Genomic DNA, 15,174 nt, shown 5'->3' on the forward strand with positions numbered 1-15,174 from the left:
GGAAAATCATGGACACAAATAAAATCATCGAGAATCTCAAAAAAAGAGGCTTTGAGGCTGTCTTTGCCGCAAACAAGGCCGAGGCTGTGGAAAAGGCACTTTCTTTCATTTCCCATGGCTCGTCTGTAGCTTGGGGCGGCTCTGTTTCCATCGAGGAATCAGGCTTGCTGGCCAAGGTAAAAGCCGGGAATTACAAGCTGATTGACCGTGACACGGCAAAATCCCCTGAGGAACGGGCCGAAATCATGCGACAGGGCTTAACTGCCGACACTTTCCTCACAAGTTTCAATGCGGTGAGTGAGGACGGAGTTCTTTTTAACATTGACGGAAACGGAAACCGGGTGGCTGCAATCACTTTTGGCCCAAAATCAGTGGTGGCTCTGGTGGGAATCAACAAAATCGTTCCCAGCGAGGCAGATTTGGAAGAGCGAGCCCTTAAAATCGCCGCTCCCTTAAACGCAAAAAGGCTTAAGCTCAGTGATGAAAGAGACATCTGTGCTATTTTCTCAAAAACAAGAATCTGTAAAACAAAGGGCAGAATCAAAATCATCCTAGTTGGCGAAAATTTGGGATATTAAAATTAAATCTTTCACTCTGCATGTATCTTCATCGGTTTCTCTCAATGACTTGCTTCGGGCGGAATTGCCTCGTTTTTTAGGCTTGGCAGTGTCGAATTCTAAGATTCGCCGTCTTATTGTGGCGGGCTGCGTGAGCGTTAACGGCAGACAGGTTCGGCTTCCTGCTTTTTCAGTCAAGCCTTCGTCTGTGGTTAAGGTTCAAATCGAAGAGGAAAAACTTTTTTTTGAAAAACAGCCTGACGATATCGCCTTTGAGCTGACTGAAAAAGACATTCTCTTTGAGGATGAGAGCATTATCGTGGTAAATAAGCCATCTCACTTTCCCACGGAAGCCGGCATGGTGGGAAGCCGGGACAATCTTCACGCGGCAATCGTGCGTTTTTTGTTCGAGCGGCAGAAAATCGAAAAGCCGAACGCAAAAAATCCCCCTTATGTGGGAATAATGCACCGCCTTGACCGGGACACCAGCGGAGTGATTCTTTTTACGAAATCCCGCGCCGTCAATGCCGCTTGCCATGAAATGTTTGAGAATCACACGGCAAAAAAAGTCTACAATGCGGTGGTTTGCCTGCCTTCTTCGAAAATCGAGTCCTTTCCTGAGGGAAAAAGCTTTACCGTGGATTTTCCTTTGGGGAGAATCAGCCCGAAAGGTCAGGCGGCAAAGTGGGGCAGTGTGAGCGAAAAGGACGGCGGCTTGCCTGCAAAAACGGAATTCACTGTCTTAAAAGAAATATCGCCGGGCAAAAAAGAGAAAACCAGCCAAAGTCACTTTCTTCTATTAGAATGTCGCCCGCTTACTGGACGGACTCACCAAATTCGAGTGCATCTTGCCTCGCAAGGCCTTCCGATTCTAGGGGATTGTCTTTACGGCGGCTGTGACTACGAGAGGATTATGCTTCATGCCGAGAGCCTTACTTTTCCCCATCCGATTACGGGCGAAATGATGACGATTGAATGTCCTGGCGAGAAAGTTTTTGCTCAGAATTTGGAAAAATAAGGGGCGCGGGGAAAAAGAAACCTTTATAAAGGTTGCGTTTGCCTCGCAAACCGATTGATTATTATTTCTAAAAAAGATATAGTATTATCTCACTATTCTATAATTGGAGGAATATTGTGGTCAAAATCAGACTCAAGAAGTTCGGTGCAGCAAAAAGACCTTGCTACCGAATTGTCATTCAGGATTCACGCAAGCCGCGAGACGGCGTGACCATCGAAGAGATCGGTACCTACCAGCCAGTTACACAGAAAGACGGCAATCAGGTTACGATTGACATGGAGCGTGCAAAGTATTGGATTAGCGTTGGTGCACAGCCAACGGACACAGTCAAAAAGATTCTTAGCAAGAACGGCCTTAACAAATAGTTTAGCGGGAGTAACGGGGAATGGAAAAAGACCTGATTGAATACATTGCAAAATCATTGGTCGATGATCCCAGTGCAGTCTCGGTAAATGAAACCGAAGGTGAACGAGGTCCAGTCCTTGAACTTCGCGTAGCCCAGGGTGACATTGGTAAGGTAATCGGCAAATACGGCCGAATTGCTAAAGCGTTGCGCACAGTATTGAGTGCATCAGCCAGTAGAGATGGCAAGCGTTATAGCCTCGACATACTGGACTAAGAAACTGTGGAACAATCTAATAAGAACGACAACTTTATCGTTGGCTTCGTTCGAGCCTCACATGGCATTTCGGGCGAATTTAAAGTAGAGAGCACTTCTGGAGAATACGAGCATTTCGCTTCGATGAAAGAAGTTGCTTTGAGAAACGGCAAAACCGGGGAGCAAAAGCCCTTTTCGGTGGAATACGCGGAAGTCGGCGGCCGTGACTTGTATTTAAAACTTGCGGGAATCGATTCCCCCGAAGCTGTGCAAAAGTACAGCAAATGGGAAATTGTCGTACCGCGAAAATACGCTTGTCCTTTGCGTAAGAACGAGTGGTATGTCGAAGACTTAAAAAATTGTGCTCTCGTTTACGAGGGTAAAGACGGATTGGCAGAAAATTCTGCGCCCATACAGGTGGGTACAATCACAGACGTAATGGAAGGCGGTTCTGGAAACCTCTTGGAGGTTTGTCTGGCCGAGAATTGTGATTGTCTTAGCAGCGATGTCAAATACGATTCCAATGGCAAAATCCGCACGGTCTATGTGCCGTTCAAGGATCAGTTCATCGGAAAGGTTGATGTCAAAAACAAGATAATCCAGTTGATGCACCTCTGGATTCTGGAGTAACTCCATGAAATTTACTGTGCTGACCTTATTTCCTGAGATTCCGCGCGCTTTTTTTGAAGCCTCAATCATGGCGAAAGCGGTTGAAAAGGGAATTATTGCCTACGATTTAGTGAATATCAGGGATTTTGCCTTTGATAGACACAAGACATGTGATGACAAACCGTACGGAGGAGGTGCCGGCCAGCTTTTGATGGCGGAACCTCTCGGGCGAGCGCTTGACAGCGTAAAGGCCTACAAGAAGCATGTGATTTATGTCACTCCTTCGGGAAAGCCATTCACGCAAAAAAAAGCGCAGGAACTTAGTCAGAAAGACGAAATCGTTTTGGTTTGCGGACGATACGAAGGCATCGACCAGAGAATCATCGATTTGTATGTAGACGACGAAATCTCCATCGGGGATTATGTCATGTCGAGCGGAGAGCTTGCGGCTACCGTTATAGTCGATTCTGTTTATCGGCTGGTAGAAAATGTAATCACTCCTGAAAGCCTCGATGAAGAAAGCTACTCTGACGGACTTTTGGAATATCCTCAGTACACTCACCCGGCTGTGTACAAGGACTTGGCAGTGCCAGAGGTTTTAACTGGTGGCAACCATGAGTTAATCCGAAAGTGGCGGCTGAAAAAGCGGCTCCAAAAAACACTTGCGAATCGTCCTGATTTAATCAGTAGCGCAAGGGCACAGGGCTTGCTCACTACAGAAGCCGAAAAGATGATTGAGGAACTGCTGGAAATGCACTTACAGAAGCATGAAGGCAGAAAACGCCGTGGCAAAAAGCCATCGGTCAATTAGGAGAAAATAACAATGGATCTTATCAGAACTATTGAAGCACAGCAGGAAGATGAAACTTCCCTCAATTTCAGAGTTGGCGATACTGTAAAAGTTCACTTTGAAATCATCGAAGGCAAAACAAAACGAATCCAGATTTTTGAGGGACTCGTTATTGCAATCAAAAACAGCGGAGTTCGCAAAACATTTACTGTCCGCAAGATTTCTTACGGTGTTGGCGTTGAGCGAATCTTCCCGGTTTACAGCCCACGCGTTGTAAATGTAGAAATCGTTCGTCCGGGCAATGTTCGCCGTTCTAAGCTCTACTATGTTCGTGACAAGATTGGTAAGGCAGCTAAAGTCCGAGAACTCATCGGTCAGCCAGCTGTTGAATACCTCAAATGGTCTCGCGATCTCTCTAAGGCAGCTGCAGAAAAAGAAGCTGCTCTCAAAGCAGAGGTTAAGGCTGAGGAAGCTGCAGAACACGCAAATGCAGCAGAAAAATAACAAGCTGAAAACTGCGTGAAGTTTAAACCACAGATTCTCTGTCTGTGGTTATTTTTTTGCTTATTTTGATGACTCCAGTTCATATTGTACAAGGTCAGCTTTCTCAAAAGATTCGCTCTACCGTATTAAGGAACGGTTCGACGGTAACGGGGCGGATACTTTCCAAAGACGCTGAGTCTTTTTATACAGTTTCCATTGCCGGGCAAAAAATCAGCGTAAAGTCAGAGGCAAATCTTGCGCCCGATTCTTTTTTTTCTGCGCGTGTTAGCGTAAAAAATGGACTCGTAGAGCTTTCCCTGATAAAAGAAAATGCGGATTCTGGTGGTTTAGTACAGAAATTTACCCCGGAAAAAGGCTCGTTGTCACCACAAATTGCAGACTTTTTGACTTCTCTTGGCTTTGAGCCTAATGAATCTAGCCTTAAACTCTTTCAGTTTATGCATCAGTTAGGTATGAAAATTGACATTGCTCTGGCAAAAAAAACTCTGCGTTCTTCTCAAAAAGATTCTGACGCCGATGGTGAAAAATCCCAGATTTCGCTTCTTCTTGAAGAAAAAGGAATAAAATCAAGCGATGAGCGAGTTTCTGCAATCCTTGGGAAGAATCAGCGTGATTCAGGTGACTCTGAGAGAAAAAGCAAAAATAAAGAAGCTCCTGCTTTAGGACTTTCAACTTTTCCTCAAAAGATAAATTCTTCTGATATAAAAAAGTTTTTTGAATCTGTAGATGCGGCAGCCCTTAATCACAAACACGGTGTTTTGACTGCATTTAATACAGTACTTTCTGCTAAAAACAAGGAAAGTCCGCTTCGTCATTGGATCCTGCTTCCCTTTGAGTGGGATTTTCAAAAGTCAAATGGAGTGATAAAACTCCTCTTTGATTCTGAATTGAAAAATCTGCAAAAACTTATTATTGATATAAAAAATACTCGAACTAATAGGATTTTTTCGCTCAGTTTCAAGGATAATAAGCCTGATTCCGTAAAATTTGCTTCAAACTCGGAGGATGATTATTCGTCACCAGAGTCGCTTTCCCTGTTCTCTTCTTTATTCCCGTCTTCGACGCACCTTGAGCAAGTGGATTTTGACTCTTTGCGGGGATTTGCCGTATCGGATGAGGAACTTTCGTTTGTGAGAGGAGAGGCTTGAATGGAAAGAGACGACATTTTTTCTGCCGTAGCGCTTCGTTATCCTGAGTGGGCAGATGCCCCATATATTTCGGCAAAGGCTAAGGGCAGTGTTGCGGAACGGCTTGTTCGAATTGCCGAAGAAAATGATGTTCCCGTTGTGGAAAACGCTGAGATGGCGAATGTACTCTCCTTGCAGAATTTGGGTTCTTTTATTCCTGAAGAAACTTATGCCGCGATTGCCACAATTTTTGCTTTTATACTTAAACTAGACGAGCATAAATCATAGGTATATAATAGAAATAGATTTCAGAGTTGAGGGGCATGTATGGGCGAAAAGAAATTCAATAAAATTGACTGTAAAGAATTAAGACTTGGCATGCGTTTTTCTGCGCCCGTTTTTTTTGACGACGGGGAAAATATGTTTCTTGGAGAAGAAAAAGCTATTAAAAACTATCATATTGATGCCATTCAGCGATGGAATATTGAATATTTACTTACTTACGGGCATTTGGTTAATGACGGAAAAAATCAAGAAACGCCCGAATCTTTGTACATGCTAGAGGACTTGGAAGAAGTCGAGGAACTTTAATAATTCATAATGCTTAATTCAGAATTGTGGAAGACTTGATGAAAGACAGTCTGACTGAAGGAAAATCTACCCGCTCTGTCGGGCAATCGGGTGAAAACAAAGCCTGTGCCTACTTGATTGAGAATTCTTACCGTATTATTGGGCGAAATTTTCGGACAAGAAGCGGTGAAATTGATATAATTGCACAGAAGGATGATGTTCTTGTTTTTGTGGAAGTAAAGGCTTTGCCTAGTGGCAGTCGTGAGACGCTTTCCCATGAACTTGATTTGAGAAAACAGAGAAAAATTATCAAAACGGCTAATTTTTTTCTCTTAAATCATCGAGAATATAATAGTAGCAAAATCAGATTTGATGTCATTGTTATTGATATGCCTAATCTGCCGAGCGTTTATCATATTCAAGATGCTTTTTCGGAGTTCGTATGACTTCTACTAAATCAGTCGTATTAGACGGAACATTCTCACCTCGCGTTATGGAATTGCGCAAAAAAATTCACGATACGGAATATCTTGATTACGCAGTTCAGAGAATCGCGCAGGTATTAAGCCGTAAAATTGTTGAAGATAACGAACAGCAGTTAATGAGGAGAAGGCATGAGTCGAAATGATCGACGGCGCGGAGGAAGAAATCGCAGCTGGAACAACCGCTCAAATAGTGAAAGAAATGAAGAGTCTCATGGAAACGAGCGCATGGAGCGCAGACAGCACGAAAGTCGGGGAAGTGCTTCTTATGAGAGAAGGCAAGAGCGCCGTCACTTCGCGAATTCTATAAATCAAAAAGAAATCGAAGAAAACCGTAACGCAATCCGCGCATTTAAAGAGCAGGTCGTAACTTGTGAAATTTGCGGAGAGCCAATCACTGACATTGCGAATGCAATCAACAATAAAAGCAGCGATAAACCTGTTCATTTTGATTGCGTAATTTCAAAACTTACGGAATCAGAGTCTGTTGGGCAAAACGATAAAATCGCATATATCGGGCAGGGAAGATTCGGCTTGCTTCATTTTGAAAATCCACATGACCAAAAACATTTTACAATCAAGAAAATTATCGAATGGGAAGCTCGTGACAGCGAGCGAGGCTCATGGCGTAACGAAATGGCGGGCTTGTTCAGTCAGGTAAAATAAGAAGGGAAAAGGGCACTGCCTATGCCAGGAACCGGAATCGAACCGGCACGACGGTATTAGCTGTCGAGGGATTTTAAGTCCCTTGTGTCTACCTATTCCACCATCCTGGCATCGTTGAATTCAGTTTCCTAAAAACAACGAATTTATTATATCATAAAAAAGTGCTAAAATTCAAGTAATCAGAGGACTGTTTGGTCTTTTTTTTGCAATGAATAGGGAAATTCGGTAGAATAATTTTTATGTTCAGTGATACCCATTTTCATTTCCATCATTTAATTGAGCGCGGATTGGACGGCGTTGAGATTTTAAGCCAGCTTGCAGAACGCAATACATTTTTCGGACTTGACATAGGCACCAGAAGCGATGATTTGCTCCGCCGTCATGTGCAGCTTCAGGAGACGGTGTCGCGATTGCCAGAAAATCTTCGTGAGGCCGCCGACCAAATGCTTTATTACAGCGCGGGGATCTGGCCGGATGTGGATGAAATCAAAAATCGCACTGAGGCAATGAAAAAACTGTCTGATTCAATCGAAGCCTTCGCCGACAAAAGCCATCTGGTGGCAATAGGCGAGTGCGGCCTTGATCATCACTGGAATCCTGGTGGGGCCGACGGAAGGTGCGAGAGCGATTTTGACCAGAGCGTTTACGAAGGCGAGCGCGAGCTTTTCCAAATGCAAATTGATTTGGCGAAAAAAATGAATCTTCCTGTAATCGTTCACAGCCGGGATGCCTTTGAAGACACTCTTGACTGTATAAAAAACATGGGCTACCACAAGGGAATCATTCACTGTTATTCTTACGGAAAGGAAGAGGCGCGGCAATTTTTGGATTTAGGCTGGTACATTGCCTTTGGCGGCGCCACAACTTACACAAAAAAGGCAAAAATGGATGAAATGAAGGAGCTTCTTCGCTTTGTGCCGGATGACCGCATTTTAATGGAAACCGATTCGCCTTATCTTGCTCCAGTTCCCTTCCGTGGGCAGACTAATACCCCCGTCTTAATCGAGCATTGCTATCATTTCGTGGCTCAGGCAAGGGGTGTTTTGCCGAGTGAGTTGAGCCTTACGGTTGACAAAAATATAAAATCGCTTTTTAGGTTTGAAAATGCTTGACAAAAATATATGGGGTATAGTTTTCTAGTAAAAGGAGTTTTTTATGAAGAAAATTTTCAGTCAGTTTTTAATTTTTGCTTTTATCGGCTTGCTTTTTTCTTGTGCGAGCACGGGCAGTGTCGCCCGTCAAAAAAAATTGCTCGAACCAGAATTCACGATGGAAACAGGAAAGATTCTCGATGAAAATTGGGCTAAATATTATGACACAAACGATGAAATTTACCTTGAAAATATTATCGCCTACGCTGACACCGAGGATTTGTTCGTCAAGTCGGTGAATGCTGATTTCAAAAAACTTTCCGCCGACGAAAAATTTATGTCTATTATCAAAGAGTTTAACGGCGAAGTCAAAGATGGAAAGGTTGAATTTCCTTTTGATTTTGAACTAATATCAGGCTTTCTTTTGCGAGATTCAGAAATGAAGGAATCGGCTGCTTATATTTATTCACTTTTCCCGATGGATTTGCTTGTTCGGGGAGCGAATAAATCCGCCGCTTTTTGGTCTTTGTGTTCCAACGCCGAGCAGTACGAGAATATCAATATCGCGCTTCAAAAGCATATTCCGTTTATGCGCGAAAAGGTTCGGAATACCTTCTATTTGTTCGGCGAGCTTGGGCTAGAGAAAGAAGTCGGCTATGCTAAGTCAGCAAAAGGAGCGGCGGCTTTTACAGATGGTTCCATTGCGGTCAGCGTTTTGCTTGTCCGTGACATAAAAGAGGCTCTTGGAAAATGGACTTCCGTTCCCGAGAGCGCTTCACCCGAAATCAGCACTGTCACAAAAGTCACAATGAAGGAAAATTTAATCGCGCCTTTCATTGCGTATAAAATTAATGATGACAAGGTAAAATTCCCTGTTTATTATGATGTGGAACTTGTAAAGCCAGACGGAACAATCTCAAATTCCTCAAAATCGATGAAAAATTTGCTTTTGGCTGATGCAAAGCCCGAAAAGGATTTGATTTACACCGCGCCAGTCAACTGTGGCTTTGCCTTTGATGAATCAGACGAAAAAGGCTCATACACAATCCGGGTAAGCGTTTACACCAAAAAGAATGTCATCGCCGTGTTCGACCTTGACTTCAAACTTGAAAAATAAAAAAACGGATGCCACAAATCGCCGCGCCAGAAGAACTGTCTTTGCGAGTTTTTTGCCGAGCGAGTTGAGCGTGATAGTCGATAAAAATATCCGTAAGCTTTTCAAGATTTAGTCGAACCAATTTTCAACTTGCAAGTCGCTTACTTCTTGGATTGCCTCGAAGTGCTTTGCGTTCCTTGTGACCAAAACCATGTGGTTTGCGAGAGCGATTGCGGCAATCATGCTGTCATCAAGCTGGGTCGGTTTGCCCTGTTTTTCGAGTTTTGCCCGCAATTCTGCATGAATTTCCGCTGCTCTCTTTGTGTATGTTTTTATTTTGAATTCGCTTTCTATGTCATTGCGCAGAAAATCTTGAAGGTAGCGTTTGTTGTGACCATCTTCAAGCCGATACATTCCGAACAACAATTCTTGCCATACAACGGTGCAGATTGCCCAATCTGATACATGCTCGACCATTTTTTTGAGAACATTGGAATTTGCCTTTCGCCTTATAAGTTCAGAAATGATGTTGGAATCAAGCAAGTAATGGGGGGCTTCTTCGTCAATTTCGTTTGTATTTTGTTCGCTCAATCGTCAAACACTCCTGCAAAAACATCAGTTTCGTAAGTGTCGATAGTGTTGTCGCGCACATTAAAAATCCTGTCGATTTCTTCGTCGGTGAGTGTCGGATTCATTTCCTTCTGCCTTTGGGCAATTTTCTCTAAAAATGTGAGTTTCGGTTTTTGGGAAATGAATTCGTTGTATTGCTCGAAAGAAATGAGAACCGCGACATTTTTGTTATGACGGGAAATAAAAACAGGCTCGCGATTTTCGGCTTTGTGAATAAAAAACGGTAATTTGTTCTTTGCCTCAAAGATTGGAATTGCATTCATAAAACGCCTCCTTGTCGCCAATTATGTCACATTATAGCTATTCTGTCAAATTTAATATAGCCAGAATTGTGGAGATTCCTCAAAAAAAATCAGCCAAGTCTCATTTTCAGAAACATGGCTGAGCGAAGTTATTTAAACTGATTGCTTACAATGAGAGCAATTCCGTATAAGCCTTTAATGCGTCTTTTGCCTCACCTGAAAGGACTGTTTTTGCCAGCTTTTTACCCAGCTGAACGCCTTCCTGATCAAAGCTGTTTACATTCCATACAAATCCCTGGAACATTACTTTGTTTTCGTAGTGGGCGAGAAGGGCGCCAAGACTTTTTGGCGTGAGCTGTTTTCCGTAGATAAGGCTTGAAGGTCTGTCACCGGCGAAAGTTTTGTTGGGGTCAGAGTCGTCTTTGCCGCAGGCGAAAGCCATAATCTGAGCCGTGACATTCGCTCCCAGTTTTTTCTGGCTTGTAGAGCCTTCGATTACCACATCGCTTCCAGCCTGATTCTCTGCAAAGGCGATGAACTGCAAGGGCACGATGTCCGTTCCCTGATGAAGAAGCTGGTAGAATGAGTGCTGTCCGTTTGTTCCGGGCTCACCGAAAATGACCGGGCCTGTGAGATAGTCGATTTTATCGCCGAAGCGGTTTACGCTCTTTCCGTTTGATTCCATGTCGAGCTGCTGTAAGTGAGCGGGGAAGCGTGAAAGAGCTTGTGAATATGGAAGGACTGCCGTTGCAGGATAGCCCTGAACATTGCGCTCGTAGACTCCGATGAGGGCATCCAGCATGGCCGGGTTTTTGAGCAAGTCTTTGTTTGTGGCAAGTTTGTCTTCTTCTGCGGCACCTTTGAGGAAGTCGTCGAAGACTTTTGCGCCGAATGCGAGTGAAAGGACTGCCCCTCCGACTCCAGAAGTTGAAGAGTAGCGGCCTCCGATGTAGTCGTCCATATAGAAGGCTTCGAGATAGTCCGGGTTGTGAGCCAGGGGAGAAGTCTCAGAAGTGACGGCAATCATGTGCTTTGAGGGATTAAGACCTGCTTTTTTCAGGGCATCCTTTACGAAAGACTCGTTTGTGAGGGTTTCGAGAGTAGTTCCTGATTTTGAGACTAGAATGAAGATTGCGTGAGCGAGATCCGTTGAGGCGAGAACTGCCGCAGCGTCGTCAGGGTCAACATTGGAGATGAACTTTGCCTCCATTTTGAAGGTCTTGTTTGCCTTTGCCCAGTTTTCAAGGGCAAGGTACATTGCACGAGGCCCCAGGTCTGAGCCGCCGATACCAATCTGGACGACCGTCGTGAATTTTTCGCCCTTTGCATTTACGATTTTTCCAGAGTGGACTTTTTCGGCGAATTCAGCGATTCGTTTCTGCTCTTTAAGGTAAAATTCCCGCTTGTTCACGCCGTCAGCCTTTACGTCGTTTCCCAATTGGCCACGGCAAAGGTGATGAAGAACCATGCGCTTTTCGCCAGTGTTGATTACGGCTCCATTGTAGGTTTCAGCGAATTTTTCTGTGAGCTGGGCCTCGTCTGCCAGTTCTTTAAGGACTGAAATGACTTTATCGTCAACCTGTTTTGCCGCATAGTTGTAGGTAAGTCCTGCTCCCATAGGAACGGCGCATTTTTTTACGCGGTCAGCTGCATTTGCAGATGAAAGCTCTTTTTTGACGCTCACGGCATTTTTGAGCGACTGAAGTTTTTTGTAAGAAGAAAGTTTGTCAAGATTTTCCCAAGTAATAGCCATTATTTGCCTCTTTTTTTGAAAAATATATGAGTTTATTCTATCATGACTTTAGAAAATATGGTACAGTTTATTTTATGGATAATACACAAAATCGTAACACTTTCTCTTCTTCATTTGGTTTTGTCCTGGCTGCGGCAGGAAGTGCTGTCGGTCTCGGCAATATCTGGCGTTTTCCTTATCTGGCTGCAAAAGATGGCGGAGGCTTGTTTCTGGTTATTTATTTGATTCTTGCCGTTACATTCGGTTTTGCCCTTCTTACTACGGAAGTTGCGATTGGCCGAAAAACAAAGCAGAGCCCTCTAACAGCCTACAAAAATCTTCATGCAAAATGGGGCTGGCTTGGTAAAATTGCCTGCATCATTCCCATGATGATTATGCCTTACTATTGTGTCATCGGTGGTTGGGTTTTAAAATATGCTGTGGCTTTCGTAACGGGACAGGGAGCAAGTGCGGCAGCTGACTCTTACTTTAGCGGTTTCATCACTTCGTCTGTTTCTCCTATTGTCTACACATTCATTTTCCTTTTTATTTCCTGCTATATTATTTACCGCGGTGTCAAAAAAGGAATCGAAGCTCTTTCAAAAATCCTCATGCCGATTCTTGTCGTGCTTATCATAGGAATTTCAATTTTCGCCCTTACAATGAGCCATACAGATGATTCTGGTAGTGTTCGCACAGGCTTGCAGGGACTCAAAATTTTCGTTATCCCTGATTTTACAGGTCTTACCCTCAACTCCTTCATGATTACACTCATGGACGCCATGGGCCAGCTTTTCTACAGTCTGAGTGTCGCCATGGGTATTATGATTGCTTACGGCTCTTATGTCCGCGATGAGTCAAATCTCGTCAAGTCAATCAACAGAATCGAAATCTTTGATACGGCAGTGGCAATCCTTGCAGGTCTCATGATTATTCCGACCGTATTCGTCTTTATGGGACGGGAGGGCGTGAATGCCTCAGGTCCGGGCCTTATGTTCGTTGCAATGCCGAAAATCTTCGCACAGATGGGAATTGTCGGCACATTCGTAGGTGCTCTTTTCTTTATCATGGTATTCTTCGCCGCGATAACAAGCTCCATCTCAATTCTGGAGGCAGTCGTCTCCAGCTTTATGGACGAATTTAAAATCTCCCGCCGTCGTGCGGTAGTGTATGAGGGGGGATTTGCGCTTCTTCTCGGAATCCTTGTTTGTCTTGGCTACAATGCCCTTTATTTCGAGGTAAAACTTCCCAACGGTGTCACAGCTCAGATTCTTGATATCATGGACTACATCAGCAACAACATTCTCATGCCGATTGTTTCTATTGGGACTTGTCTGCTCATTGGCTGGATTTTAAAGCCAAAAACGGTCATTGAGGAAGCCTGCAAAAACGGCGAGAATTTCATCCGTCACAACTTGTATGTATTCATGGTGAAATTTGCCGCTCCCTTCCTTCTTGTGATTTTGTTCTTGAAGAGTCTTGGAATCCTTAATTTTTAGGGCGTAACCGCCGCTTTGCGGCGGTCGGGCTATTCAGGGTTCCGCGCTTCCGCGCTTCATTCTTCCGCTCGCTTCAGAACGGCTTTGCCGCCCTTCCTATCCCTTACGCAGTCGGGCAGTCAGGATGTGCTGCCGATGCTGATGCTGTCTCTTTTTTGAGTCCAAGCATTTCCCGCATGGTTCGCCAGCCTAATTCTGCGCATTTGACTCTGGCTGGCATGTGCTGGATTTCCCTTAATGCGCTGGCTTCGTCAAGTTCTTCTATTTCTTCGTCGGTGACACTTCCCTGAATCATTCCCATAAAGATTTCGCACAGGCGCAAGGCTTCTTTTTCGTCTTTACCGATGATTAAATCAAGCATCATGTCGCAGCTTGCCTGAGAAATGGCGCAGCCACTTCCAGTGAAGGCACCGTCAGAGATTTTGCCGTCCTGAGTTTTTAGGGTGAGTGTGATGTTGTCGCCGCAGCTGGGATTTACGCCCTGTAGAGAAAGATTTGCCCCTGCTAAATCACTTTTATGGGCGGGATTGATATTGTGTTCGTTTAAAATTTCGCGATAAAGTTCTTTAAGTTCCATAAGTTTATTCTATCGTTTTTACTTTTTTCATGGAATATGCTATTTCTTTTTGGGTAAAGTCAGGGTGAATTCTGCCCATTTTCCGACTTCGCTGTCTGCGATGAGAGTACCGCCGTGGTCACTGGCGATTGTCCTCGCTATTGCAAGACCCAGTCCGTAGCCGCCTGTTTTTCGCACTCTGGAAGAGTCTGAACGGTAAAAGCGCAAAAAGATTTTCTCAAGTTCATCTTTTTGAATTCCCGCGCCTGTATTGTGTACTTTGTAGACAATTTTCTGACCTTCGGAGTATGCCTTCACGGTGATTTTTGCTCCGCTCTCAGAATTTTTGATTGCGTTGTCCACAAGAATGATAAAAACCTGTTTGAGAGATTTTTCATCGCCGTTACAGGAAATACCTTTTTCTATGTCTAATTCCAGCGTTTTTCCAGATTCAAAGGCAACTACTTCAAAAGGAAGCACGGAATTTTCGACCGCATTGGAGAAATCGAAATCGGAAAAAGTGAGTTCATTGCGTCCGGCGTCATTTTTGGCCAGATAGAGCAGGTCTTTTACAAGTTCGCCCATTCGTTTGTTTTCGGTTTTAATGTATTCCAACCATTTGTTGTTTTGAATCTCACTTTCAAGGACATCAATGTTTGCTCCGATAACGGCAATTGGTGTTTTTAGTTCGTGGCTTGCATCGGCAATAAATTGCTTTTGCTTTTCAAAGGCTTCTTTTGCTGGACGAACCATGTATTTTGAAGTCGGAATCGAAATTAGAACTGACAAAACTATGCTCATGAAATAAAGCAAGCCAGAATAAATATAAAGTTTACCCAAAGTTTTTAATTCTGAGCTTCGGTTTAGAAGACATATCAGTTGTTCGGCTTCAGAAAGTGATGTAATGCAGTACATTACTCCGCCGATATTACCGCACATTTCATCTTTGTTGATAATCTGATGAATAAGCAGGTTTATTTCTTCAGTCGTGTAATTGAGGGGAAAATCCTGAATTACTTCGAGAATTTCCCCTTCGTTTGTGATACGGACGGAAAAATAATTCCGTAGGTTTTCTTTGTTTTCTTGCTCCGGGCGAAAGAAAATTGGTAAATTCTGAAGAAAATCTTCTGGATGGGCGCGGCTTGCAGAGGAAGTCGCGTCTATGTCGTCAAAATTTTCGTAGCGGGGAAAGTCATCTTGCTTCATTTTATTGTCCATGGGGCGTGGCCTTGGACGATGGCCTCCATTTTTCACAAGATATGTGAGAAATGCTTTCGCTTCCTGATTTTCTCTTCGGGTAATTGTGACATTGAGCGAGATAAAAATAATCGCAAATACAATCATCTCAATGAGAATCATTGAATAAACAAATTTAAATTGAAGTTGTTTGATGACTTTCATACTTTC

The 15,174-nt window shown here is 43.7% G+C and carries 20 protein-coding genes, 1 tRNA gene and 1 pseudogene; 16 read left to right on the forward strand and 6 right to left on the reverse strand.

Translation table 11 applies throughout. The features are described from left to right. Positions 1 to 8: 8 nt before the first annotated feature. From B2089_RS10485 to B2089_RS10545, 13 genes and pseudogenes are all read left to right on the forward strand, one after another. Positions 9 to 578, forward strand: a complete 570-nt coding sequence (locus tag B2089_RS10485; protein ID WP_296322846.1) for a lactate utilization protein — start codon at positions 9 to 11, stop codon at positions 576 to 578. Beyond that, positions 556 to 1,575: an RluA family pseudouridine synthase gene (locus B2089_RS10490; RefSeq protein ID WP_296322843.1), complete on the forward strand. Its 1,020-nt coding sequence runs from the start codon at positions 556 to 558 to the stop codon at positions 1,573 to 1,575. The genes B2089_RS10485 and B2089_RS10490 overlap by 23 nt, the downstream gene beginning before the upstream one ends. Before the next feature lie 116 nt (positions 1,576 to 1,691). Further along, positions 1,692 to 1,940, forward strand: a complete 249-nt coding sequence (gene rpsP / locus B2089_RS10495) for a 30S ribosomal protein S16 (RefSeq protein ID WP_296322841.1) — start codon at positions 1,692 to 1,694, stop codon at positions 1,938 to 1,940. A 20-nt stretch (positions 1,941 to 1,960) separates the two neighbouring features. After that, a complete protein-coding gene (locus B2089_RS10500) occupies positions 1,961 to 2,194 on the forward strand; it encodes a KH domain-containing protein (RefSeq protein WP_296322838.1) in 234 nt (77 codons plus the stop codon). 6 nt (positions 2,195 to 2,200) lie between these two features. After that, positions 2,201 to 2,803 (forward strand): ribosome maturation factor RimM, encoded by a 603-nt coding sequence (gene rimM / locus B2089_RS10505; RefSeq protein ID WP_296322836.1) that lies wholly within the window; start codon positions 2,201 to 2,203, stop codon positions 2,801 to 2,803. A gap of 4 nt (positions 2,804 to 2,807) precedes the next feature. Continuing rightward, positions 2,808 to 3,593 carry a tRNA (guanosine(37)-N1)-methyltransferase TrmD gene (gene trmD / locus B2089_RS10510; RefSeq protein WP_296687215.1) on the forward strand — a complete coding sequence of 262 codons (786 nt, stop codon included), beginning with the start codon at positions 2,808 to 2,810 and terminating at the stop codon, positions 3,591 to 3,593. 12 nt (positions 3,594 to 3,605) lie between these two features. Beyond that, a pseudogene (gene rplS / locus B2089_RS10515) lies at positions 3,606 to 3,944 on the forward strand (50S ribosomal protein L19); the annotation flags it as partial. A 176-nt stretch (positions 3,945 to 4,120) separates the two neighbouring features. Continuing rightward, positions 4,121 to 5,224, forward strand: coding sequence for a hypothetical protein (locus B2089_RS10520; RefSeq protein ID WP_296323997.1), 1,104 nt, complete (start codon positions 4,121 to 4,123; stop codon positions 5,222 to 5,224). After that, positions 5,225 to 5,491, forward strand: coding sequence for an EscU/YscU/HrcU family type III secretion system export apparatus switch protein (locus B2089_RS10525; RefSeq protein ID WP_296323992.1), 267 nt, complete (start codon positions 5,225 to 5,227; stop codon positions 5,489 to 5,491). A 39-nt stretch (positions 5,492 to 5,530) separates the two neighbouring features. After that, positions 5,531 to 5,794, forward strand: a complete 264-nt coding sequence (locus B2089_RS10530) for a phosphohydrolase (protein ID WP_296323989.1) — start codon at positions 5,531 to 5,533, stop codon at positions 5,792 to 5,794. A 38-nt stretch (positions 5,795 to 5,832) separates the two neighbouring features. After that, on the forward strand, positions 5,833 to 6,219 hold the full coding sequence (locus B2089_RS10535) for a YraN family protein (protein WP_296323986.1): 387 nt from the start codon (positions 5,833 to 5,835) through the stop codon (positions 6,217 to 6,219). Beyond that, positions 6,216 to 6,401: a hypothetical protein gene (locus tag B2089_RS10540; protein ID WP_296323983.1), complete on the forward strand. Its 186-nt coding sequence runs from the start codon at positions 6,216 to 6,218 to the stop codon at positions 6,399 to 6,401. Before B2089_RS10535 ends, B2089_RS10540 begins: the two co-directional genes overlap by 4 nt. After that, positions 6,388 to 6,921, forward strand: a complete 534-nt coding sequence (locus B2089_RS10545; RefSeq protein WP_296687221.1) for a hypothetical protein — start codon at positions 6,388 to 6,390, stop codon at positions 6,919 to 6,921. Before B2089_RS10540 ends, B2089_RS10545 begins: the two co-directional genes overlap by 14 nt. A gap of 22 nt (positions 6,922 to 6,943) precedes the next feature. Here B2089_RS10545 and B2089_RS10550 read toward each other — a convergent pair. Further along, positions 6,944 to 7,031, reverse strand: a tRNA-Leu gene (locus B2089_RS10550). 129 nt (positions 7,032 to 7,160) lie between these two features. Here B2089_RS10550 and B2089_RS10555 point away from each other — a divergent pair. After that, complete coding sequence (locus tag B2089_RS10555) at positions 7,161 to 8,033, forward strand: TatD family hydrolase (protein ID WP_296323977.1); 873 nt, start codon at positions 7,161 to 7,163, stop codon at positions 8,031 to 8,033. A 43-nt stretch (positions 8,034 to 8,076) separates the two neighbouring features. Next, positions 8,077 to 9,129 carry a hypothetical protein gene (locus B2089_RS10560; RefSeq protein WP_296323974.1) on the forward strand — a complete coding sequence of 351 codons (1,053 nt, stop codon included), beginning with the start codon at positions 8,077 to 8,079 and terminating at the stop codon, positions 9,127 to 9,129. 108 nt (positions 9,130 to 9,237) lie between these two features. Here B2089_RS10560 and B2089_RS10565 read toward each other — a convergent pair whose 3' ends face one another. The 3 genes from B2089_RS10565 to B2089_RS10575 form a co-directional block, all read right to left on the reverse strand. Next, on the reverse strand, positions 9,238 to 9,699 hold the full coding sequence (locus B2089_RS10565) for a type II toxin-antitoxin system VapC family toxin (RefSeq protein WP_296323971.1): 462 nt from the start codon (positions 9,697 to 9,699) through the stop codon (positions 9,238 to 9,240). Continuing rightward, positions 9,696 to 10,001 (reverse strand): type II toxin-antitoxin system Phd/YefM family antitoxin, encoded by a 306-nt coding sequence (locus B2089_RS10570; RefSeq protein ID WP_296323968.1) that lies wholly within the window; start codon positions 9,999 to 10,001, stop codon positions 9,696 to 9,698. Before B2089_RS10570 ends, B2089_RS10565 begins: the two co-directional genes overlap by 4 nt. 145 nt (positions 10,002 to 10,146) lie before the next feature. Continuing rightward, positions 10,147 to 11,733, reverse strand: a complete 1,587-nt coding sequence (locus B2089_RS10575; protein WP_296323966.1) for a glucose-6-phosphate isomerase — start codon at positions 11,731 to 11,733, stop codon at positions 10,147 to 10,149. A 74-nt stretch (positions 11,734 to 11,807) separates the two neighbouring features. Here B2089_RS10575 and B2089_RS10580 point away from each other — a divergent pair, with 74 nt between their 5' ends. Next, positions 11,808 to 13,211: a sodium-dependent transporter gene (locus B2089_RS10580; protein ID WP_296323963.1), complete on the forward strand. Its 1,404-nt coding sequence runs from the start codon at positions 11,808 to 11,810 to the stop codon at positions 13,209 to 13,211. A 103-nt stretch (positions 13,212 to 13,314) separates the two neighbouring features. On the opposite strand, the gene sufU is transcribed toward B2089_RS10580, so the two are convergent. Then, the gene (gene sufU, locus B2089_RS10585; RefSeq protein WP_296323960.1) at positions 13,315 to 13,788 is read right to left on the reverse strand and encodes a Fe-S cluster assembly sulfur transfer protein SufU; all 474 of its coding nucleotides are present in this window, start codon (positions 13,786 to 13,788) and stop codon (positions 13,315 to 13,317) included. 39 nt (positions 13,789 to 13,827) lie between these two features. After that, positions 13,828 to 15,168: a sensor histidine kinase gene (locus B2089_RS10590; RefSeq protein ID WP_296323957.1), complete on the reverse strand. Its 1,341-nt coding sequence runs from the start codon at positions 15,166 to 15,168 to the stop codon at positions 13,828 to 13,830. Between the last annotated feature and the right edge of the window lie 6 nt (positions 15,169 to 15,174).

The sequence above is a fragment of the Treponema sp. UBA3813 genome (assembly GCA_002368605.1).
Lineage (GTDB): Bacteria > Spirochaetota > Spirochaetia > Treponematales > Treponemataceae > Treponema_D.